Annotated in this window: 15 protein-coding genes and 1 riboswitch; of the genes, 3 read left to right on the top strand and 12 right to left on the bottom strand. The window is 61.5% G+C overall.

The genetic code is table 11. The annotated features are described in order from the left end of the window. Window positions 1-70 precede the first annotated feature (70 nt). Window positions 71-1,285, bottom strand: a complete 1,215-nt coding sequence (gene serB / locus QRN33_RS09610) for a phosphoserine phosphatase SerB (RefSeq protein WP_041477650.1) — start codon at window positions 1,283-1,285, stop codon at window positions 71-73. Between the two features lie 134 nt (window positions 1,286-1,419). On the opposite strand from serB, the gene QRN33_RS09605 reads away from it, so the two are divergent. Then, complete coding sequence (locus QRN33_RS09605) at window positions 1,420-2,931, top strand: AhpA/YtjB family protein (RefSeq protein WP_285408260.1); 1,512 nt, start codon at window positions 1,420-1,422, stop codon at window positions 2,929-2,931. Window positions 2,932-3,410: 479 nt separating this feature from the next. Here QRN33_RS09605 and QRN33_RS09600 read toward each other — a convergent pair whose 3' ends face one another. The 9 genes from QRN33_RS09600 to QRN33_RS09560 all read right to left on the bottom strand — a co-directional run bounded on the left by QRN33_RS09600 (window position 3,411) and on the right by QRN33_RS09560 (window position 12,910). Then, the gene (locus QRN33_RS09600) at window positions 3,411-4,121 is read right to left on the bottom strand and encodes a PqiC family protein (RefSeq protein WP_039756820.1); all 711 of its coding nucleotides are present in this window, start codon (window positions 4,119-4,121) and stop codon (window positions 3,411-3,413) included. A 185-nt stretch (window positions 4,122-4,306) separates the two neighbouring features. After that, window positions 4,307-6,571 (bottom strand): DNA topoisomerase IV subunit A, encoded by a 2,265-nt coding sequence (gene parC / locus QRN33_RS09595; RefSeq protein WP_285408259.1) that lies wholly within the window; start codon window positions 6,569-6,571, stop codon window positions 4,307-4,309. Between the two features lie 7 nt (window positions 6,572-6,578). After that, window positions 6,579-7,103: a retropepsin-like aspartic protease family protein gene (locus QRN33_RS09590; protein WP_042607784.1), complete on the bottom strand. Its 525-nt coding sequence runs from the start codon at window positions 7,101-7,103 to the stop codon at window positions 6,579-6,581. Further along, window positions 7,100-8,089 carry an esterase-like activity of phytase family protein gene (locus tag QRN33_RS09585; protein ID WP_042607783.1) on the bottom strand — a complete coding sequence of 330 codons (990 nt, stop codon included), beginning with the start codon at window positions 8,087-8,089 and terminating at the stop codon, window positions 7,100-7,102. Before QRN33_RS09585 ends, QRN33_RS09590 begins: the two co-directional genes overlap by 4 nt. After that, window positions 8,089-9,996: a DNA topoisomerase IV subunit B gene (parE, locus tag QRN33_RS09580; protein ID WP_024011346.1), complete on the bottom strand. Its 1,908-nt coding sequence runs from the start codon at window positions 9,994-9,996 to the stop codon at window positions 8,089-8,091. Before parE ends, QRN33_RS09585 begins: the two co-directional genes overlap by 1 nt. A gap of 41 nt (window positions 9,997-10,037) precedes the next feature. Next, complete coding sequence (locus QRN33_RS09575) at window positions 10,038-10,646, bottom strand: YqiA/YcfP family alpha/beta fold hydrolase (protein WP_042607782.1); 609 nt, start codon at window positions 10,644-10,646, stop codon at window positions 10,038-10,040. Between the two features lie 290 nt (window positions 10,647-10,936). Beyond that, window positions 10,937-11,752 (bottom strand): 3',5'-cyclic-AMP phosphodiesterase, encoded by an 816-nt coding sequence (cpdA, locus tag QRN33_RS09570; protein WP_285408258.1) that lies wholly within the window; start codon window positions 11,750-11,752, stop codon window positions 10,937-10,939. 97 nt (window positions 11,753-11,849) lie between these two features. Beyond that, window positions 11,850-12,302: a DUF1249 domain-containing protein gene (locus QRN33_RS09565; protein ID WP_016771972.1), complete on the bottom strand. Its 453-nt coding sequence runs from the start codon at window positions 12,300-12,302 to the stop codon at window positions 11,850-11,852. Continuing rightward, the gene (locus QRN33_RS09560) at window positions 12,293-12,910 is read right to left on the bottom strand and encodes an NUDIX domain-containing protein (RefSeq protein ID WP_024011344.1); all 618 of its coding nucleotides are present in this window, start codon (window positions 12,908-12,910) and stop codon (window positions 12,293-12,295) included. The genes QRN33_RS09565 and QRN33_RS09560 overlap by 10 nt, the downstream gene beginning before the upstream one ends. A 227-nt stretch (window positions 12,911-13,137) precedes the next feature. Here QRN33_RS09560 and QRN33_RS09555 point away from each other — a divergent pair, with 227 nt between their 5' ends. After that, a complete protein-coding gene (locus QRN33_RS09555; protein WP_016771974.1) occupies window positions 13,138-13,884 on the top strand; it encodes an RsiV family protein in 747 nt (248 codons plus the stop codon). On the opposite strand, the gene cytX is transcribed toward QRN33_RS09555, so the two are convergent. Both cytX and thiC read right to left on the bottom strand, forming a co-directional pair. Continuing rightward, window positions 13,853-15,145 carry a putative hydroxymethylpyrimidine transporter CytX gene (cytX, locus tag QRN33_RS09550; RefSeq protein ID WP_227973538.1) on the bottom strand — a complete coding sequence of 431 codons (1,293 nt, stop codon included), beginning with the start codon at window positions 15,143-15,145 and terminating at the stop codon, window positions 13,853-13,855. The two genes, QRN33_RS09555 and cytX, sit on opposite strands and share 32 nt — an antisense overlap. A 196-nt stretch (window positions 15,146-15,341) precedes the next feature. Then, complete coding sequence (thiC, locus tag QRN33_RS09545) at window positions 15,342-17,231, bottom strand: phosphomethylpyrimidine synthase ThiC (protein WP_116657175.1); 1,890 nt, start codon at window positions 17,229-17,231, stop codon at window positions 15,342-15,344. Between the two features lie 145 nt (window positions 17,232-17,376). Then, window positions 17,377-17,482: riboswitch (TPP riboswitch) on the bottom strand. A 206-nt stretch (window positions 17,483-17,688) separates the two neighbouring features. Between thiC and QRN33_RS09540 the strand changes: the two genes are divergently transcribed. Next, on the top strand, window positions 17,689-19,122 hold the full coding sequence (locus QRN33_RS09540; RefSeq protein ID WP_064363155.1) for a TolC family outer membrane protein: 1,434 nt from the start codon (window positions 17,689-17,691) through the stop codon (window positions 19,120-19,122). Window positions 19,123-19,167 lie beyond the last annotated feature (45 nt).

Genomic DNA, 19,167 nt, shown 5'->3' with positions numbered 1-19,167 from the left:
ACACACTGGAATGAGGTTCCCTGTGGGAGCGAGCCTGCTCGCGAAGGGGCCGGTTCAGGCGCTCAAGAACTCAAAGCTGCCCGTCGCGATCGCGGAAGCCCAACAGATACAACACACCATCGAGACCCAGCGTTGAAATCGCCTGCTTCGCCGACTGCTTGACCAGCGGCTTGGCGCGGAACGCCACACCCAAACCGGCAATTGCCAGCATCGGCAGGTCGTTGGCGCCGTCGCCGACGGCAATGGTCTGCTCCAGGCGCAGACCTTCCTTGTGCGCCAGCTCCTTGAGCAGATCCGCCTTGCGCTGTGCATCGACAATCGGCTCGATCGCCACGCCGGTGCACTTGCCGTCGACCACTTCCAGCTCGTTGGCGAACACGTAGTCGATGCCAAGTCTGGCTTGCAGCTGTTTGGCGAAATAAGTGAAGCCGCCGGACAGAATCGCGGTTTTGTAACCGAGGCGCTTGAGTTCGGCGAACAGGGTTTCGGCGCCTTCGGTCAGACGCAGCGAGGCGCCGATCGAGTCAAGCACGCTGACGTCGAGGCCCTTGAGCAGGGCCAGACGCTCTTTGAAACTGGCACGGAAATCCAGTTCGCCGGCCATCGCGCGCTCAGTGATTTCCGAAACCCGATCGCCCACGCCTGCTGCCTTGGCCAGCTCATCGATGACTTCCGCTTCGATCAGCGTCGAGTCCATGTCGAATACCGCCAGGCGCCGGTTGCGGCGGAACAGCGAATCTTCCTGAAAGGCGATGTCGACGTTCAATTCCTGCGCGACGCTGAGGAATTCGGCGCGCAAGGCCTGCGGATCGGCGGCTTCGCCGCGCACGGAGAATTCGATGCAGCCCTTGCCCTTGTCGGCCGGCGTGTCCAGCGGCATGCGCCCTGACAAACGGTCGATATGGTCGATATTCAGGCCATATTTGGCGGTAATCGCGCTGACAGCCTGCAATTGGCCGGCGGTGACTTTGCGCGTCAGCAGAGTAACGATATGGCGTTTCTTGCCCTGATTGCCCACCCACTGCTGGTAATCCTCTTCGGACACCGGGGTGAAGCGGACTTGCTGGTCGAGTTCGTAGCCTTTGAACAGGATGTCCTTGAGCACCGACTTGCCCTGCTCGGAATCGGGAATTTCAACCAGGATGCCGAACGACAGGGTGTCGTGGATCACCGCCTGACCGATGTCGAGAATGTTCACACCACCTTGTGCCAGAACACCGGTGATGGCCGCCGTCAGACCCGGACGGTCGACTCCCGTGATGTTAATCAGGACGATTTCGCGCAACGCGCACCCCCGCAACTGGAAAAAAACCGCATTCTACCCACTTTCAGTGACCATCGGGCACCGCGAGCGCTTTGCCGGTCTGGGGCCTGTCGCTATACTGCGCGTCAACTTCACGGACAAAGAGCCGAGCTCAAGTGAACCGGCCCACGCCAGTCAAAACCGATAACTTCTTCCTGCTGATCTTCCGTGCACTGCGCCACCGCCGTGTACCGATTGCATTGCGCATTGCCAGCCACAACGTGATCCTGGTCGCTCTGGCCCTGGTGATCTATGCCGGGGTGATGGGGCTGCAATTCAAGCAGGCCATGCACGAGCAGGCCGATGCGCTGGGCGAGAGCCTGACCACGCAGACCGCCACCTCCGCCACCGAGCTGCTGGTGTCCAATGACATCCTCAGCCTCAACGTGCTGCTCAACAACCTGACCAAGAACAAACTGGTGGCCCATGCGGCGATCTACAGTGTGGATAACCGTATCCTCGCCGAGTCCGGTCAGCGGCCCAAGCACAGCCTCTTGGGCGAAGCCGAGGGCATGTACGAGAGCAAGATCACTTTCCAGGACGTGACCGCCGGGCAACTGCGCATCAGCCTGGACATGGATCAGTTCCAGCAGCCGATGACCATCAGCCTGCAGAGCATGGGGATTTTGAGCGCGATTCTGCTGGCACTGTCGCTGGCCCTGAGCCTGCGCATGGGTCGTTATCTGTCGACGCCGCTGCTGCAATTGCGCGTGTGGCTGCGCCGGATCGACGCACACACGCCGGGTATCGATCGTCAGGATGAAATCGGCGATCTGGCGCGCCAGCTGCACGCCAGCTACGCCCCGGAACCCGAGCCTGAGCCTGAACCCGAGCCGGAATTCGCCGAGGATGAAGACGAGCCGGAATTCGAGGTGCGTAACCTGCGTGATCCGAGCTTCGACGAAAGCCGCCCGCTGGCCGCGAAGAAACCCGCACCGCGCCACTTGGTCAGCACCGTCGAAGACGATGATGACGATGACGCTTTCGCCGACCTGCGCGACGAATCGATCACCGGCGCCGCACAACCGCTGACGCGCAAACCGACCCCTGACGTGCCACAGCACACCGCGGTACTGGCCGTGCAACTGGGTTCGCAGGAACAACTGCGCCGCCTGCCTCGCGCACGTCTGGAAGAATTGCAGGTACGCTATCGCGACTGCCTCGAGCAGGCGGCTTCGCTGTATCAGGGCGAAATCGAAACCCTCAATGATGGCAGCACGCTGCTGCTGTTCCATACCGAAGATTGCGGCGACGACTACCTGACCAATGCCATCTGCTGCGGCGAATTGCTGCGTGCTCTGGGTCATCAGTTGCAGATCGAGGTCGCGGACAGCGGCATCACCCTGCAACTGCAGCTTGGCCTGACCTTAGGCGATGAGTTGTTCGGTCTGAGCCAGATTGATCTGCTGCTGACCGATTCGGCCCAGGATGCACTGGCCTTGTCGCAGCACAGCCGCAACCTGCTGCTGGTCGAGCGCAAGATCAGCGATGACGCGCTGATCCGCCAACGTGCGCGGATCCGGCCGATCGCCAGCCCTGAAGGCGCTTGCTGTGTCGAGCGGTTGATGGAGCCTTATCCGTCGATGCTGGAGCGGCAACTGGCGCGGATGCATGAGCGCCGGGCGTAAGGTTTAGGCAACATACGCAAAAGCCCGCAGACGAGTGATTGTCTGCGGGCTTTTTTGTGCGCGGCGTTATTGGGATGGTGTGTATCCCTGAAAAGCCCCTCACCCTAGCCCTCTCCCAGGGGGAGAGGGAACACATTGGGGGAGATTCCAGAGTTACACCGACTTGAACCCCCTGCTTTGAATCCATAATCGCCAAAATCTTTCAGGTCGATGTAAGACGCCAGACACCTCGATTGGTCCCCTCTCCCTCCGGGGGAGGGAACAGATTGGGGGATATTTGAGAGTTACATCGACATGAACGTTTGGCTGTGAATCCATAATCGCCAAAATCTTTCAGGTCGATGTAAGACGCCAGACACCTCGGTCGGTCCCCTCTCCCTCCGGGAGAGGGCTAGGGTGAGGGGCTTTTGATCTTCCACCCCACCTCCAGACACAACAAAGCCCGCACAAGGCGGGCTCTGTCCTGACTCGTTCCAGCCTCAGAAGCGAAACACTTCCATATCGGTACGAATCGGCGAGGCCATCGGAATCTTCGGTTGCTTCTCGGCATCCGCCGCCGGCGCTGCAGGTTTCGGCGCGGCTTTACGCGGGGCCTCGGCCACTGGCGGCTGGTTGGCGAGTGGCTTGAGTGCCACCGACAGTTGCTCGGCCAGACGCTGCAACAGGATCCCCTGCGCCTGCACCTGCGAAGCGGTGCTGCCAGCGTGCAATTCCTGCAGATGAATGATGCGGTTATCGCGCACCTTGCCGCGACGATCGATCAAACGCCATTGCGCATCGAGAATCGCCGGTTGTTTCGCACCCGAGTCCAGACGGGTGATGGTCAGCAGCACCTGCACATCCGGGGTGAATCCGGCGGTAGCAGGCGCCAGGACCACACGCTGGCTGTCCAGGTGACCGGCGACCTGACGCATCAGCAACTGATCGATATCCGACGAAAGGCTGCCAGCCCATCGACCGTCGGTCGCCGCTTGCAGGCTGCCGTCCGGTTGACGTTGCAGCAGGGTTTCGCGCTGAAGGTAATCGGCCACAACCACCGGCCCCAGCAAAACCGCCATGCCCGCGCTTTGCGCAGGCTGAACCGGACTTCCGCTGTCCAGTTGATACAGCGACACCGGCTGGTGAACGCTGCAACCCGCCAGGCCAAGCACGCCGGCGAGCAACAAAATAAGGGGGCGTAGAGCAGTCATCATCCCGTCCAGGTGGCCGCCACAAGGCTGACCACAGTGAAAATACTCAATAAATATGAAGAACGCTCGACCACGCCGGCGCTTGAAAGGCCATATCATCCGTGAATATGCGTTCCGACTCCAGCGCCAAAGCGTCGATCTACGCGTTTAATCGCAGATCGAACGCTCTAGGAAGGCGTTCCAGCCTAATTGAGGTTTTCGACGAGCAGCGCATCCACCCGCTGGAAGCCACGCGGAAGTTTGTTTCCGCGACGTCCACGCTCACCTTTGTAGTGCTCGAGGTCGTCGGCCTTCAGCGACAGGGTCCGTTTGCCAGCCTGCAACACCAGGGTGGCGCCTTCCGGCAGGACGGCGATGTCCGTGACATATTCTTCGCGGCTGGCCACGCGCTCACCGGAAATACCGATGATCTTGTTGCCCTTGCCCTTACCCAATTGTGGCAGATCGCTGATCTTGAAGATCAGCAGGCGACCTTCGGTCGTGACCGAGGCCAGCCAGTTCTGCTCACGATCGGCGACCGGGCGCGGCGCGATGACCTTGGCGTTGTTCGGCAGACTCAACAGGGCCTTGCCAGCCTTGTTCTTGGCTTGCAGGTCTTCACCTTTGACCACGAAACCGTAACCGGCATCGGACGCGATCACGTACAGCGCATCGTCTTCGGGCATCAGCACGCATTCAAACGAAGCACCCGGTGGCGGCGTCAGGCGGCCAGTCAACGGCTCGCCCTGGCCACGGGCCGACGGCAAGGTGTGAGCGGCGACCGAATAGCTGCGGCCGGTGGAGTCGATGAACACGGCAAACTGGTTGGAGCGCCCCGCCGCCGAGGTCTTGAAGCCGTCGCCCGCCTTGTAGGACAGACCGGTGGCGTCGATGTCATGGCCCTTGGCCGAACGTACCCAGCCTTTTTCCGACAACACGACGGTGACTTTCTCGTTCGGCAGCAGATCGTGTTCGCTCAGCGCCTTGGCTTCGGCGCGCTCGACGATCGGCGAGCGGCGGTCGTCGCCATAGATTTCGGCGTCTTTGAGCAGCTCGGTGCGCACCAGTTTCTTCAGCTTGGCTTCGCTGCCCAGCAGGGCTTGCAGCTTGGCTTGTTCCTTGAGCAGTTCGTCCTGCTCGTCGCGCAGCTTCATCTCTTCCAGTCGCGCCAACTGCCGCAGACGGGTGTCGAGGATGTAGTCGGCCTGAATTTCGCTGAGGGCGAAACGCTCGATCAGTTTGGCTTTCGGGTGCTCCTCGGTACGGATGATGTGGATCACTTCATCCAGGTTGAGGTAGGCGATCAGCAAACCGTCCAACAGGTGCAGGCGACGTTCGACCTTGTCGAGGCGGAATTGCAGGCGACGACGCACGGTCAGCACGCGGAATTCCAGCCATTCGACCAGCAAGGCGCGGAGGTTTTTCAGCTGCGGCTTGCCGTCCAGACCGATGATGTTGACGTTGACCCGGTAGGTCGACTCCAGCTCGGTGCTGGCGAACAGATGCTGCATCAGCGCTTCGTGATCGACGCGGCTGTTGACCGGGATAATCACGATGCGGCACGGGTTTTCGTGGTCGGATTCGTCGCGCAGATCGGCGATCTGCGGTGCTTTCGACGGTTTCGCCTGCATCAGCGCGGCGATCTGCTCCAGCACCTTGGCCCCGGAGACCTGATGCGGCAGCGCGGTGACGATGATGTCGCCGTCCTCGACGTGGTACACGGCGCGCATACGCACCGAGCCCTTGCCGGTTTCGTACATTTTCAGCAGGTCGGCGCGCGGCGTGATGATTTCCGCTTCGGTCGGATAATCCGGCCCCTGAATGTGTTCGCAGAGCTGCTCGACCGTGGCTTTCGGCTCATCGAGCAGGCGCACGCAGGCGGTGGCGACTTCGCGCAGGTTGTGCGGCGGCACATCGGTGGCCATGCCTACGGCGATACCGGTGGTGCCGTTGAGCAGAATGTTCGGCAGGCGTGCCGGCAACACCAGCGGTTCCTGCAGGGTGCCGTCGAAGTTCGGGCCCCAGTCAGCGGTGCCCTGACCGAGTTCGCTGAGCAGCACCTCGGAATAGCGCGACAGCCGCGCTTCGGTGTAGCGCATGGCGGCGAAGGACTTTGGATCGTCCGGCGCACCCCAGTTGCCCTGGCCGTCGACCAGCGTGTAGCGATAGCTGAACGGCTGCGCCATCAGCACCATCGCTTCGTAGCACGCCGAATCGCCGTGGGGGTGGAACTTGCCGAGCACGTCACCGACGGTACGCGCCGATTTCTTGTGCTTGGAATCGGCATCCAGCCCCAGCTCGCTCATGGCGTAGACGATACGCCGCTGTACCGGTTTCAGGCCGTCGCCGATATGCGGCAAGGCACGGTCCATGATCACGTACATGGAGTAGTTGAGGTAGGCATTTTCGGTGAAGTCAGCCAGCGAGCGGCGTTCTACACCGTCCAGGCTGAGATCAAGGGAGTCGCTCATGCGGGCCTCATCGGTTCGTTGTCTGGCGCAGCAGCATGGTGCCACCGCGCTGGGTAAATTCAAGTTTGTTCAGGGCGCTCATGCCGAGCAGCACCTGATCGCCGTGCAGTCCCGGCGCCACCAGTGCGCGGACATCCCGCAGCACAATGTCGCCCAATTGCAGGCGGGCAATCTTCGTTCGATAACCCTGGCTCAGGCCATTGGCCGTGCTTAGGGTCACGCCGAAACCTTCTTGCAGTTTCAAACGCTTGGCCAGATCCGCGGGAATCGCGACGTCGGTGGCGCCGGTGTCGAGCATGAACTCGACCGGCTCGCCGTTGATCTGGCCGCTGGCGACAAAATGCCCTTGGGCATTGCTCGCCAGTTTCACCTCGATAAAACCTTCGCCCTGCTCCGAGGTGACAACAATGTTCGGATTCTGCTGGCGCTGTTCCCACTGACCGAAAAATTTCGTCGCGAGAAACAGCGCCGCGCACCAGGCGAGAACCATCAACACCCGACCGGCACGCTTGCCCGGCGGTTGCCGGCTCATGGCCTGGCGCTCCAGCCACCGTCCGGTGCGGCGAAGCGCCAGACCACCGGGCGGGCCTCGCCGTCGGCACGCGGGCCGAAATTATTATCGACGCCGATCCACGCGCCCTCGGCGTCAACGATCAGCGCTTCTTCCAGCCCGTAGTTCTGCGAGTAGCGACGTTTTTCCTGCAACAGTTCATCGGCATACGACCAGCATTTCTCGACCTTGGCCGTCTGTGCATCGCGACGACAGATCTCATAAGCGTTGCGTTCAAGAGTAAACAGCTTGCCGTTGAACAATGAAATGTCGGAAAAGTCGCGATGAACCGCTTTCGCCTTGGGAAACTGTGGCGGCTGCATCTCCTTGCCGCCCTCACTGAGCAGCACGCAGCGACCGTCGCAATCCCACACTGTCTGCTGGCGCTTGATCAGCAGCAGGCCGCGCTTTTGCCGTTCGGCGGCCAGCCACATCTGATCACCGGCCGGGTTGATCGCCAGGCCCTCGAAGATCGAATTGAACTTCAGCAGCAGGCCGCTCGCCCGCGCTTCGCGAACCAGCAGCGGCGAGATCTTCAGCCAGTTTGCCGGGCCGCTGACCGGCACCTGCAATACCGCTGCGTGAGCCTCGCTGACGATGTAGCGATTGCCAGCGCTGTCGCAACTGATGCCTTCGAAATCCAGATCGCCACCGCGAATGAACGACGCCGCCCAGGTACGCGAGCTCAAGCCCCAAGGCAAGCCGCTTTCGGGCACCGGCGGCACGTCGATGTGCACGGTTTGCGCTTGCCAGACCGGATCGCGGGTATCGAGCCGGTAGATCTGCTCGTCATCGCGATCGGACACCGTCCACAGTTCATTGCCGCACATGGCCAGACCCGACAGGTTGCCGCCGCGCATGCCCTCGACCGGGTGCTCGGAGAGCACGCGCAGTTCCTGCAACGGCTCGGCCGACACGCTCAGCGCACTCAGCAGCAACGCACCCGCCAAGGCCCAGCCAAACTGCATCAGGCCAGCACCTCGGCGAGGTTGCCTTTGGATTCCAGCCAGGATTTGCGGTCACCGGCGCGCTTCTTCGCCAGCAGCATGTCCATCATTTCCGAGGTTTCGGCGAAGTCTTCGCCCAGCGTCAACTGCACCAGACGCCGAGTATTCGGGTCCATGGTGGTTTCACGCAGTTGCGGCGGGTTCATTTCACCCAGCCCCTTGAATCGGGTGACCTGCGGCTTGCCGCGCTTCTTCTCGGCCACCAGGCGATCGAGAATACCGTCGCGCTCGGCTTCGTCGAGGGCGTAGTAGATCTCTTTGCCGAGGTCGATGCGGTACAGCGGCGGCATCGCCACATAGACGTGACCGGCATCCACCAACGGGCGGAAGTGCTGGACGAACAGAGCGCAAAGCAGCGTGGCGATGTGCAGACCGTCCGAGTCGGCGTCAGCAAGGATGCAGATCTTGCCGTAGCGCAGCTGGCTCATGTCCGCCGCGCCCGGATCGACGCCGATGGCCACGGCGATGTTGTGCACTTCCTGGCTGGCGAGTACTTCGCTGCCGTCGACTTCCCAAGTGTTGAGGATCTTGCCGCGCAACGGCAGGATCGCCTGGAATTCCTTGTCCCGCGCCTGCTTGGCCGAACCGCCGGCGGAATCACCCTCGACGAGAAACAGCTCGGAACGCATCGGGTCCTGCCCGGCGCAGTCAGCCAGTTTGCCGGGCAGCGCCGGACCTTGGGTGACGCGTTTGCGCTCGACCTTCTTACTCGCCTTGAGGCGACGGCCAGCGTTGTTAATCGCCAGTTCGGCCAGGGCCAGACCGGTTTCCGGGTTGGCGTTGAGCCACAGGCTGAACGCATCCTTGACCACACCGGAGACGAACGCCGCCGCTTCCCGGGATGACAGACGTTCTTTGGTCTGGCCGGAGAATTGCGGTTCCTGCATTTTCATCGACAGGACGAACGCGATGCGCTCCCAGACGTCTTCCGGCGCCAGCTTCACGCCGCGCGGCAGCAGGCTGCGGAATTCGCAGAACTCGCGCATCGCATCGAGCAGGCCCTGTCGCAAACCGTTGACGTGGGTACCGCCCTGCGCGGTCGGGATCAGGTTGACGTAGCTTTCCTGCACCGCGTCGCCGCCTTCCGGCAGCCACAGCAGCGCCCAGTCGACCGCTTCTTTATTACCGGCGAAGGCGCCGCAGAATGGCTCGTTCGGCAGGCGCTCGAATTCGCTGACCGCATCCACCAGATAGGAGCGCAGGCCGTCTTCGTAATGCCACTCGACTTTCTCGCCGGTACCTTTGTCTTCGAAGCTGACCAGCAGCCCAGGGCACAGCACAGCCTTGGCCTTGAGCACGTGCTTGAGGCGGCTGATGGAAAATTTCGGCGAGTCGAAGTATTTCGGGTCCGGCGCGAAGTACACGCTGGTGCCGGTGTTGCGCTTGCCGACGGTGCCGACGATTTCCAGCTCGGAGGCCTTGAAGCCGTCCTTGAAGGTCATCTGGTATTCGTTGCCGTCACGTTTGACCCGCACGCGCACTTCGGTGGACAGCGCGTTGACCACGGAAATACCCACCCCGTGCAAACCGCCGGAGAACTGGTAGTTCTTGTTGGAAAACTTGCCGCCCGCGTGCAGCTTGGTGAGGATCAGTTCGACACCGGATACACCCTCTTCCGGGTGAATGTCGACCGGCATGCCACGGCCGTCGTCGCTGACTTCCAGCGAATGGTCGGCGTGCAGGATGACCTGCACCGATTTGGCGTGGCCGGCCAGGGCCTCGTCGACGCTGTTGTCGATGACTTCCTGGGCGAGGTGGTTCGGCCGACTGGTGTCGGTGTACATGCCGGGGCGTTTGCGCACCGGGTCGAGGCCCGAGAGGACTTCGATGGCGTCGGCGTTATAAGAACTAGCGCTGGGAGTGGCCATAAGGTCTCGTCGTCAGTCATTCATGAAAGAGGGGCAAGACTTCACAGCGTGGTGAAATCGATTGCCTGATACATATCGGCAGCCATGCCGGCAAAACTCAGCAACGCCGGCAATTGCCCGGCAAAGCCCTGAAAACTGTGGTCGCCGCCCGCCTGGATGCGCAAGGCACAGGCGCGGTAATACTGTTGGGCGAGGCGATAATCCAGCGTTTCGTCGCCGGTTTGCAACCAGACCTGATAACGCTGCGGATCCTGCGGCGCCGGCACTTCCAGTTCGGCCAGCGCCGTGACGTGGTCGTGGGTCAGTTCCCAGGTTTCATCGGTATAGAGGTTTTTCTGCGTGCCCAGATAACCATCGAACATCCGGTGCGGGCTGACCGCCGGATTGACCAGCAAGGCTTTCAGGCCATGGCGCTCGGCCAGGTGAGTCGCATAGTAGCCGCCGAGCGAACTTCCCACCAGCAACGGCCGGCCCAGCTCGGCGATTGCCTGCTCGAGCTGACCGATGGCTTCGCGCGGATGGTGATGCAGCGCCGGCACGCGCAATTGCCCGCTCAATCCCAGCCGCTCCATGACCGCGACCAGCTGACAGGCCTTCTTCGAGGCCGGCGCGCTGTTGAAACCGTGGATATAGAGAATCGAACCGGACATTTGAGCTCCCTGGCTGTCGGTTTGGGTTTGCGGAGTTTACAGGGAGAGAAGATGGGATTGGGGGTGGTTTCGAGAAATTGGTCATTCAGCGGGAGCGGCCCTCACCCTAGCCCTCTCCCAAAGGGAGAGGGGACTGATTGGGGGATATTGAAGAGATACACCGACCTGAAAGTGATTTGGCGAATCCATAATCGCCACCGCCGTTGCAGGTCGGCGGATCGCGAAAGACACCTCGGTCGGCCCCCTCTCCCTCCGGGAGAGGGCTGGGGTGAGGGGCTCTTGATCGAAAATCAGTAACCTTCGGAACCGTAATCAACGGTAAAAGCAAAACCGGTAACGCGCTCAACCCCGGTTTCCAACTGTCCATCCGGCAACAACCGCAACCACCGATACCCCGGCGCCTGCTCGCCGACCTTGAAATCCGCACTCCCCGGCTCGAACTGGATGCACGTCGAAGGTGAGGCCATCAAGCGCACGCCATTGCGCTCGCAGTCGATTTCCTGATGCACATGCCCCCACAACACCGCGCGAACCTGAGGAAAGCGATCCAGCACTTCAAAGAACGCTTCCGGGTTGCGCAGGCCGATCGGCTCCATCCACGCGCAGCCGATCGACACCGGATGATGATGCAAGCACACCAGATGATGACGCTCCGGCGCTTCGCTCAACGAGCGCGCCAGCAACTGCAATTGATCGTCCTGCAGATAGCCCGGTACCGAGCCCGGCACGGCTGAGTCGAGCATCGTCACCCGCCAATTGCCGATATCGACCACTGGCTCCAGCAACGTGCTCTGCACCGCCGCCTCGGCCATGACCATCGGCTCGTCGTGATTGCCGGGAATCCAGCGCGCTGGCGCATCGATCTGCGCGCTCAGTTGGCGAAAGGCCTGATACGACTCCAGCGTGCCGTCCTGGGAAATATCGCCGGTGGCCAGCACCAGATCGATCCGCGGCTGTTGCCCCAACGCCAGGTCGATGACCTTTTGCAGGCTTTCGCGGGTCTTCATGCCCAGCAGCTTGCCGTCCGCTTCGGCGAACAAGTGGCTGTCGGACAACTGCACGAGCAGTGCCGGGTCGGCGCTGGTCAATGTCGATACGCTGGACAAAGCGTTCTCCCGGGCTAAGGCACGCAATGAATGGGTGCGGCAATTATGCTGGGGGATGACACAAAGGGGAAACCGCCGAAGCGGACGCAGTTCACAACTAGCGAACGACTTCGTACTCGTGCCCCAACGCCAGGCAATGACTCAGCCATTCGCCCAGGAACACATTGAGCTGGGCCTTCTCATCAGGCTGGTGCATGGCGGCGTTCGGGTAAGGATAGATGCCGCGAAAGCGTCGTGCATGTTCGGCGCTGACCACTTCGGCCATGCGCGCGTCGTGATAGACCTGTACCTCCAGTTGCGGCACCGGCAACCACGGCAGGCTGTGCTCCTGGCGCACCTGCAAGGTCGTGGTGTACGGGCAGGTCTGCAGCACTTCGAGGGCGAGCACGCCGAGCATCTGCTCGCCTTGGGTCACGGCGATACGCCGCGCCTCGGGTTCGTTGCGCATGTCCGGCAGCAGTCGCATCAGGCGCGCGTAGTTGGCCTCGCAGGCGGCTTGCAGCCCCACGAGGTCAACCCGATAACGATCGCGCAGCTTGTTTACGACCATAGCCCCCTCACTTCGGCGCGGTTCAGCGCCAGCCACTGCAAGGCGATGATGCTCGCCGCGTTGGCAATACGTCCGTCACGAACGGCCTGCAAGGCATCTTCGAATGCCCAGACCGTTACGCGAATGTCTTCGGCCTCTTCTTCCAGCCCGTGCAGACCGCCGACGCCGTCGGTGCTGCAACGCCCCAGATACAAATGCACGAACTCGTTGCTGCCACCCGGCGACGGGAAATACTTGGTCATCGGCCACAACGCCTTGATGTCCAGCCCAGCTTCCTCCTGCGCCTCGCGGTGAGCAACTTCTTCCGGTTGCTCATCCTTGTCGATCAGACCGGCGACCAGTTCGACCAGCCACGGGTTGTCGGCCTTGCCCATGGCGCCGACGCGAAACTGCTCGATCAGCACCACCTCATCGCGCTGCGGATCGTAAGGCAACACGCACACGGCATCGTGGCGCACGAAGATTTCACGGTTGATCTCGCGGCTCATGCCACCGGCGAACAATTCATGGCGCAGGTGCACACGGTCGAGCTTGTAAAAGCCCTCGTAGCATTTTTCGCGCCGCACGATATCGACGGCGGTCGGAATGGCGTTGGCAAAGTCAGTCATAATCATCCTCTTTACTGCACATCCATTACGAGGTTTCTGAGTACAACCGGCAACCTCGACTTCGCGCCATCCTAACGCGCCCGCACCGTTTGATGCAGCCCCTTTACCGTCAGCGGGATGGACGGTGACGGTGAAACCCACTCTAATTAGCTTAGTGGCGAACTGACTGCCTCGTTGAGAGTCGAAGCGGTAACTTTTCGCCTTCCCCTGCTTTCGAAAGGACGCCCATGTCGCTTTTCAAAATCGCCTCTGTGGCCGCTATTGCCCTGACTCTGGGCGCGTGTGCCAGCCTGTTCCAGCCCAACTACCGCACGCCGCTGGAAACCACCCGCGACGCTTCGGAACAACTCAAACCCGGCTGTTCCAACCCCGATTGCCCGTTGGTGAACATCGACACCCTGCGTTTCCCGGATGAGCCGGCACTGGACGGCATCATCGAAAAGCGTCTGCTGCAAATGACCCGCACCGAGAAGAACGCACCCGTAGCGCCAACCCTGGCCGCCTACCGCGAGCAGTTCCTGGCCAGCGCCGGCCCGCGCAACAGCAGCTACCTGCAAGCAAAAGTACGCGAGCAGCATGACGGACTGGTGATCATAGAGCTCTCGAGCTACCTCGACACCGGCGGCGCCCATGGCACTCCGGGTCGCGGTTTCATCAACTATTCGCGCCAGCAGCACAAGGTGCTGAACCTGTCGGACATGTTGCTGCCGGGTCAGGAAGAGGCGTTCTGGAAAGCCGCGCAAGTGGCGCACAACAGCTGGCTGATCAGCACCAAACTCGATCAGGAGGCTGAATTCGTGGCGAACTGGCCGTTCGTCAAAACCCCGCACGTAGCACTGACCTACGGCGGCGTGATCCTCAAGTACGACGTGACCACCATTGCACCTTACGCGCTGGGCCACGTCGAACTGAAGATTCCTTATCCGCGCCTGAACGGCATTCTCAAGCCTGAGCTGTTTCCCGGCCGTAACTGAAAGCCCGGCCCAGGAGGAGTTGCAGCAGCCCTGCCAGCACCAGCGCCGGCAGGGTGGCGCCGACCTCCGGGTACAGATTCGCCAGCAAGTGGTAAGTGCTGACCCCACCCAGCCACGCCAGCAACGCCGGCCAGCGCAATGCGGCTGACGCGACCTGCGCACTGCGCTTGCGCAGGATGAAGTGATCGACCAGCACCACGCCGAACAGCGGCGCGAACACCGAGCCGATCAGCAGCAGGAAATTCTGGTACTGCGCCAATGGCGCCAGCAGGGCGATCAGCGTGCAGATCACGCCGATGGCCAGGGCCAGATGCTCGACTTTCAGACGCCACAGAATCCCGCTGGAAACCGCCGCCGAATGAATATCGGCGAAAGCATTTTCCGACTCATCCAACAGAATCAGCAGCAGCGGAATGCCCAGACCGGCGCCGGCCAGAGCCAACAACAACGCGTTGACTTCCCCACTCGGGGCAAACGCCAGGGTATAAGCGACGCCAAGGCTCATCAGCCAGAAATTGCCGATGAAGAAACCCACCGCCGTGCCACCGAACACGTTCTTCGCGCGCTTGCCGAAACGCGAGTAATCGGCAATCAGCGGCAGCCACGACAGCGGCATGGCGATGGCAATGTCGAAGCCCACGGCGAATGGCATCGAACCGTCACCGGCACGCGCCCACAGTGCCGGGAGGTCGGCTTTGGCGAACAGGTTCCAGGTCAGCCACAGGCACGCCGCGAGCAGCAGCCAGATGCCCCACTTGCGCAGAATCTGCCGCACGAACGTCAACGGCCCGCTCACGGCGAGCAAGGTCGCCAGCGCCCCGAAAAACAGCGTCCACAGCATCGGATTGGCCCACAGCGAGCCTTCGCTGAACGCTCGGGTGCCGAGCAGGCTGGCGGCATCGCGCATGACGATGATTTCAAACGAGCCCCAGCCGATCAGTTGCAGCAGATTGAGCAACGCCGGCAGGCTCGCGCCTTTGCGGCCGAGGCTGAGCTTCAGCGCCGCCATCGACGACAGGCCGGTGTCGCTGCCGATCACGCCGACCGCAGCCAGCAGCAGTACGCCCACCAGCGTGCCAAGGAAAATCGCCAGCAACGAGCCGGACAGGCCCAGGCCCGGCGCGAGCAATGCGCCGGTCTGCAAAACCATCAGACCGATGCCGAGGGAGAACCACAGGGAAAACAGATCGCGCCCGCCGAAGACACGCTTTGCAGCGGGGACGGCGAGATCGGGGGAATAGGTGCCGGGTTGAATGTTCACAGGAATATCTCAGGGGAGCTTATTATTTTGGGTCGCTGATCACCCTTGTGGCGAGGGAGCTTGCTCCCGCTCGGCTGCGAAGCAGCCGCCCATCCGGTCACCACGATTCTGACTGCCAGAACGCGGTGACTGATTTTGGGCCTGCTTCGCAGGCCAGCGGGAGCAAGCTCCCTCGCCACAGGTGAACGCCGCTCGGTCAGACTTTCTTGTACAGCTGACTGCCTTCCTTCTTGAACCGCTCGGCCTGCTCCGCGAGGCCTTTGGCGACGTCCACGTCGACCGCATCGATGCGCTGGTTGGCCGCGTATTCGCGGACTTCCTGGGTGATCTTCATCGAGCAGAATTTCGGCCCGCACATCGAACAGAAATGCGCGACCTTGGCCGAGTCCTTCGGCAGGGTCTCGTCGTGATAGGAACGCGCGGTATCCGGATCCAGGCCGAGGTTGAACTGGTCCTCCCAACGGAATTCGAAACGCGCCTTGCTCAGCGCATTGTCGCGAATCTGCGCACCGGGATGCCCCTTGGCCAAGTCCGCTGCGTGCGCGGCGATCTTGTAAGTGATGATCCCGGTTTTCACGTCATCCTTGTTCGGCAGGCCCAAGTGCTCCTTCGGGGTCACGTAGCAGAGCATCGCGCAACCGAACCAGCCAATCATTGCCGCACCGATGCCGGACGTGATGTGGTCGTAACCCGGGGCGATGTCGGTCGTCAGCGGGCCGAGGGTGTAGAACGGCGCCTCGTCGCAGCATTCGAGCTGCTTGTCCATGTTCTCTTTGATCAACTGCATCGGCACATGGCCCGGGCCTTCGATCATGGTTTGCACATCGTGCTTCCAGGCGATCTTGGTCAGCTCGCCGAGGGTTTCCAGTTCACCGAATTGCGCGGCGTCGTTGGCGTCGGCAATCGAGCCCGGACGCAGGCCGTCGCCGAGCGAGAAGCTGACGTCGTAGGCCTTCATGATTTCGCAGATTTCTTCGAAATGGGTGTAGGCGAAGTTTTCCTTGTGATGCGCCAGGCACCACTTGGCCATGATCGAACCGCCACGGGAGACGATGCCGGTCACGCGTTTGGCGGTCAATGGCACGTAACGCAGCAGCACGCCGGCATGGATGGTGAAGTAGTCGACGCCCTGTTCGGCCTGTTCGATCAGCGTGTCGCGGAACAACTCCCAGGTCAGGTCTTCGGCAACGCCGCCGACTTTTTCCAGTGCCTGATAAATCGGTACGGTGCCGATCGGCACAGGCGAGTTGCGGATGATCCACTCGCGGGTTTCATGAATGTGCTTGCCGGTGGACAAGTCCATGATGTTGTCCGCGCCCCAGCGAATGCCCCAGGTCAGTTTCGCCACTTCTTCTTCGATCGAAGAACCCAGGGCGCTGTTGCCAATGTTGCCGTTGATCTTCACCAGGAAGTTACGCCCGATGATCATCGGTTCCAGTTCAGTGTGGTTGATGTTGGCCGGGATGATTGCGCGGCCACGGGCGATCTCGTCGCGGACGAATTCCGGGGTAATGATCTTCGGCACGCTGGCGCCGAAGCTGTGGCCGGGGTGTTGCTGATCGAGCAGGCCGGCGGCGCGAGCCACTTCCAGCTTCATGTTTTCGCGGATGGCCACGAACTCCATCTCGGGCGTGATGATGCCCTGCCGTGCGTAATGCATCTGCGTGACGTTGTGCCCGGCCTTGGCGCGGCGCGGGTTGTTGACGTGGGCGAAGCGCAGTTTGGTCAGTTCCGGATCGGCCAGGCGTTCGCGGCCGAAGTTGGAGCTCAGACCGGCGAGGCGCTCGGTGTCGCCGCGATCATCGATCCACGCCGAACGCACATCGGCCAGACCTTTGCGCACATCGATGACTACGTTCGGATCGGTGTACGGGCCGGAGGTGTCGTAGACGGTGACCGGCGCGTTGATCTCGCCGCCGAAGTCGGTCGGGGTTACATCGAGGCTGATTTCGCGCATTGGCACGCGGATGTCCGGGCGCGAGCCCTGAACGTAGATTTTTTGCGAACGGGTGAACGGCTTGACCGATTGCTCGTCGACCCTAGCCGAGTCACTCAGATTGATCGCGTTATTTTCTTTTGTTGTCATCACGGGCTCTCCAGACAGCATCCAGCAGTGGATTGTCGGAGCAGAACCTGAAAGGCACGGACGCACCAGGACCGGTGCTGTGCATTCGTCACGAGCGTTCGATTGTCGAACAATATCCCGGACGAAGCACAAGAGGACTCGCCGGGTGACGAGAAATCTTGTTCCCTACGCAGGCGCTAACCTGATCAGGTTCAACGGGATCCGAAATTATTCGATCTCAGCCTCATAGCAAGGCACCCCGACAAGAACCCGGCCAGTCTAGACACAACCGCCGGGGAACGCCAACACCGCAGCGAACGCCTTGATGAATGGCGTAAATACACAGGCTTGCCCGATTGTTGCCGGAGCAATGCGCAACTACACTCGCTTGGCCCGGCTCAGCCTTGACGCTGCGCGGGCTGCGCCTTACCTTTGGCGCCCGGATTACCTCCATAATATTCATGCTAGGGATCGCCTCATGCTGCGCAAACTTTCACTGGCTGTTGCCGTGTCCTGTGCGTCCAACACAATGGCCTGGGCAGCGGAAGCACCCTTGTCGACCAGAACCGATCTGGTCAGCGTCTATCAGGAAGCGGTCGACAACAACGCCGACCTCGCGGCGGCCCGCGCCCAGTACGGTGCGCAGAAAGAAGTAGTGCCCCAGGCCCGCGCCGGTCTGCTGCCGAACCTGTCCGGTGGCGCCGAAGTCGCCGACGTGCGTACCTCGATCGATCAGCCCTCGGCCATCGCCAACCGCAGCGCGCATTCCTATCAGGCGACGCTGGCGCAGCCGCTGTTCCGCGCCGATCGCTGGTTTCAGTATCAAGCGGCCAAGGACGTCAACGAACAGGCCGCGCTGCAGCTCTCGGCCACCGAGCAGAACCTGATCCTGCAATCGGCCGAAAGCTACTTCAACGTGCTGCGCAGCCAGGACAATCTGGCCTCGACCAAGGCTGAAGAAGCGGCGTTCAAACGTCAGCTCGACCAGTCCAACGAGCGCTTCGATGTCGGCCTCTCGGACAAGACTGATGTGCTGCAATCGCAAGCCAGTTACGACACCGCACGGGCCAACCGCATCGTCGCCCAGCGTCAGGTCGATGACGCCTTCGAGGCGTTGATCACCTTGACCAACCGTCAGTACAACTCGATTCAAGGCATCGTCCATACCCTGCCGATCCTGCCGCCGGCGCCCAACGATGCGAAATCCTGGGTCGACACGGCGGCGCGGCAGAACCTTAATCTGCTCGCCAGCAACTACGCGGTCAGCTCCGCCGAGCAGACGCTCAAGCAGCGCAAGGCCGGCCACTTGCCGACCCTCGATGCGGTGGCTAGATACGAGAAAGGCGACAACGACGCACTGGGTTTCGGCAACCCGAATTCCTTCGGCGTGCCCTACGGCGGCAACGTCGAGCAGAGCACCCTGGGCCTGCAACTGAACATCCCGATCTACAGCGGCGGGCTGACCAGTTCGCAAGTGCGTCAGTCCTATGCGCAACTCGATCAGAGCGAACAGCAGCGCGAATCGCTGCGCCGGCAGGTGGTGGAAAACACCCGCAATCTGCACCGCGCGGTGAACACCGATGTCGAGCAGGTGCAGGCGCGCCGCCAGTCGATCATCTCCAACCAGAGCGCCGTGGAAGCCACGGAAATCGGTTATCAGGTCGGCACGCGCAACATCGTCGACGTCCTTGATGCGCAGCGCCAGCTCTACACCTCGGTGCGCAACTACAACAACACCCGCTACGACTACATCCTCGACAACCTGCGCCTGAAGCAAGCGGCGGGAACGTTGAATCCGGGTGACCTGGAAGATCTGCGGCGCTATCTGAAAGCCGACTACAACCCGGACAAGGACTTCCTGCCGCCGGATCTGGCCAAGGCTGCTGAAGCACAGCTCAAAGCCCGGCCTTAAGCGTTAAAAACAAAAGATCGCAGCCTTCGGCAGCACCTACAGTTG

It is taken from the genome of Pseudomonas sp. FR229a (assembly GCF_030209115.1).
GTDB classification, from domain to species: domain Bacteria; phylum Pseudomonadota; class Gammaproteobacteria; order Pseudomonadales; family Pseudomonadaceae; genus Aquipseudomonas; species Aquipseudomonas moraviensis_A.
This window is presented reverse-complemented; position numbering and strand designations above follow the sequence as displayed.